The 2,528-nt window shown below is 72.1% G+C and carries 3 protein-coding genes and 1 pseudogene; 1 reads left to right on the top strand and 3 read right to left on the bottom strand.

The window, feature by feature from the left end; all coding sequences use genetic code 11:
* The 3 genes and pseudogenes from PROKR_RS36535 to PROKR_RS28360 form a co-directional block, all read right to left on the bottom strand.
* Positions 1 to 224 (bottom strand): annotated as a pseudogene (locus PROKR_RS36535) (MFS transporter); the annotation flags it as partial.
* A gap of 70 nt (positions 225 to 294) precedes the next feature.
* On the bottom strand, positions 295 to 948 hold the full coding sequence (locus PROKR_RS28365) for a DedA family protein (protein ID WP_036970560.1): 654 nt from the start codon (positions 946 to 948) through the stop codon (positions 295 to 297).
* 75 nt (positions 949 to 1,023) lie between these two features.
* Complete coding sequence (locus tag PROKR_RS28360) at positions 1,024 to 1,461, bottom strand: Lrp/AsnC family transcriptional regulator (protein ID WP_036970558.1); 438 nt, start codon at positions 1,459 to 1,461, stop codon at positions 1,024 to 1,026.
* 102 nt (positions 1,462 to 1,563) lie between these two features.
* Here PROKR_RS28360 and ddaH point away from each other — a divergent pair.
* Positions 1,564 to 2,528: dimethylargininase (gene ddaH / locus PROKR_RS28355; RefSeq protein ID WP_084800737.1), on the top strand; the 965-nt coding region annotated here is incomplete at its 3' end.

Raw genomic sequence — 2,528 nt, 5'->3', positions numbered from 1 at the left:
CAGGCCCCCGCGATGGCGGTGGCGGCCACGGCCAGCCCGGCCGTCCCCTCGCTGACGCCGACGTCGGCGGCCAGCGCCGGCAGCACGCCGGCCGGCAGGAACTCGCTGAGCACCACCATCGCGATGCCGAACGAGAGGGCGGCCACGGGGGTCCAGGTGGGGTCGTCGGACGCCGGGGTCGCGGCGGGTCCGCGCCGCGCGGTGGTGGTTGTGCTCGTGGTCATGACGCAAGCCTGGCTCGCGCCCGGACCGCGCGGTTGATCGCACGGCGAGGGCTGTTGATCGCCCGGCCGATCACTCGCCCTGGGTGGCCTCCGCGTGCGGCCGGGTGGCCCGGTCGTGCCGCCAGGCCCGGACGCCCGCGACCACCGAGGCTGCGATAACCACGCCCGCCACGACGTAGGCGATGGGCCGCACCGACGGGTCGGACGCCGCGTAGTAGCCCAGAACCGTGATCAGCACCGCCCAGCTCAGGGCCCCGAAGATGTTCGCCGTCAGGAATCTGCCGTACGGCATCCGTGTCACGCCGGCTATCACCGGCACGAAGACGCGGGCCCAGGGCATGTACCGGCCGATCACCACGGACCACCAGCCGAACAGGTCGTAGAACCGCTCCGTGCGCACCACGGCGGCCTGCACCCAGCGGCCCCGGCGCGACTCGAGGTACGGCCGCCCGTAACGGCGGCCCAGCACGAACGCGACCTGGTCGCCCGCCACTGCGGCGACGCCGACGCCGATCGCCAGCACCCAGATGTCGATGCGGTCCGTGCTGCCCGCCACGATGCCCGCGCCGAAGAGCAGCCCGTCACCGGTCAGGAACGGGATGAAGACACCGACGAAGAACGCGGTGCCGACGAACACGAGGCCCCAGACCACCAGGTAGAAGGCAAGGGGGCCGAGCACGTCGAGCCAGCCGGCGACGTCGTCCGAAACCGCGGTCCTGAGCATCGAGGGGGCCTCCGGTCCTGGGGGAACAACCTGGTTAGGACAGCCTAAGGCGTCGCGGGAGGTATCCCGCAGGGGTCAGGCACCCGGCCGGTCGATCACCCGGGACATCACCAGCGCCGTGCGCGTCTTGACCACGTGCGTGACGGTGCGGATGCGCTCGACCGTGCGCTCGATCTCCTCCATGCTCGTGGCCATGACGTGCACCATCGCGTCGGCGTCGCCGGTCACGGTGGAGACCCGCACCACCTCGGGGATCGGTGCGAAGTCGCGCTCCAGCACCTTGGGGGAGACGATCCCGGAGCAGAAGATCTCGACGTAGCCCTCCAGGATCCAGCCCATCGCCTGCGGTTCGACGCGCACGGTGAAGCCCGAGATCTCCCCGCGGGCGATCATGAGGTCCACCCGGCGCTTGACCGCGGGCGCCGACAGGCCCACGACGCTGCCGACCTCCTGGTAGGTGGCGCGCCCGTCGCGCAGCAGCTCTCCGACGATCGCCCGGTTCACGGCATCCATGAACGAATCGTTCAATACAGCGAGCGATCACGCAAGAATCCGCGGCAGGATGCGCAACGGATGCGTGCCTGTTGTGAATCGGTGCGGCCTTAGCCTCGCGCCATGACGCAGACCACCGCGCAGCGGACCGCCACCCCGCGGCACTACCTCATGTGCCCGCCCACGTACTTCGACGTCGTCTACGCCATCAACCCGTGGATGGACCCGTCCTCGCCCGTCGACACCACCAAGGCGCTCGCCCAGTGGGAGGCGCTCCGCACGGCCTACGAGGCCCGCGGTCACAAGGTCGACGTCATCGAGCCCGAGCCGGGCCTGCCCGACATGGTCTACGCGGCCAACGGCGGCATCGTCGTCGGCGGGCGGGCGCTCGCCGCCCGGTTCACCTACCCGGAGCGCGCGGCGGAGGGCCCGGCGTACGACCGCTGGTTCGGCACGCCGGCCGCCGAGGGCTACCGCCGGCTCGGCGAGTCGGTCGAGGTCATGGAGGGCGAGGGCGACCTGCTGCTCATCGGCAAGCTGCTGCTCGCCGGCACCGGCTTCCGCACCACGCCCGCCGGCCACGCCGAGGTGGCCGAGCGCCTGGAGCTCGCCGAGCAGGGCATCGAGCTGGTCCCTCTCGAGCTGGTCGACCCGCGCTACTACCACCTCGACACCGCCCTCTCCGTGCTGGACGACGGCGCCGTCTCTGGCGAGGTCGTCGTGGCCTACCACCCCGAGGCCTTCAGCCCTGCCGCGCAGGAGACGCTCCGCGAGCGGTTCCCCGACGCGATCCTGGTCGGCGCCGAGGACGCCGCCGTCCTGGGCCTGAACGTCGTCTCCGACGGGCTGCACGTCTTCCTCAGCGACCGCGCCGGCGCCTACGCCGAGGCGCTCAAGGAGCGTGGCTTCGTGCCGGTGGGCATCGACCTGTCCGAGATCTTCAAGGGCGGCGGCTCGGTGAAGTGCTGCACCCTCGAGCTGCGCCCGGAGACCACCACGCCGTCCGCCCTGCCCGCGCTGACGGGCACGGCCCTGGCGAGCGCCGTCGTCGCCAGCGCGGTGCTGGCCGACGCGGCCACCGCAACCGC

The organism is Promicromonospora kroppenstedtii DSM 19349, assembly GCF_000515355.1.
GTDB lineage: Bacteria > Actinomycetota > Actinomycetes > Actinomycetales > Cellulomonadaceae > Promicromonospora > Promicromonospora kroppenstedtii.
Note: the sequence above shows the minus strand (reverse complement) of the source record. Positions and strands in the feature narration are given on the sequence as shown.

Coding starts and splice junctions, on each gene's coding strand:
- PROKR_RS28365 (WP_036970560.1), bottom strand. CDS start 948: ATGCTCAGGACCGCGGTTTCGGACGACGTCGCCGGCTGGCTCGACGTG.
- PROKR_RS28360 (WP_036970558.1), bottom strand. CDS start 1,461: ATGGATGCCGTGAACCGGGCGATCGTCGGAGAGCTGCTGCGCGACGGG.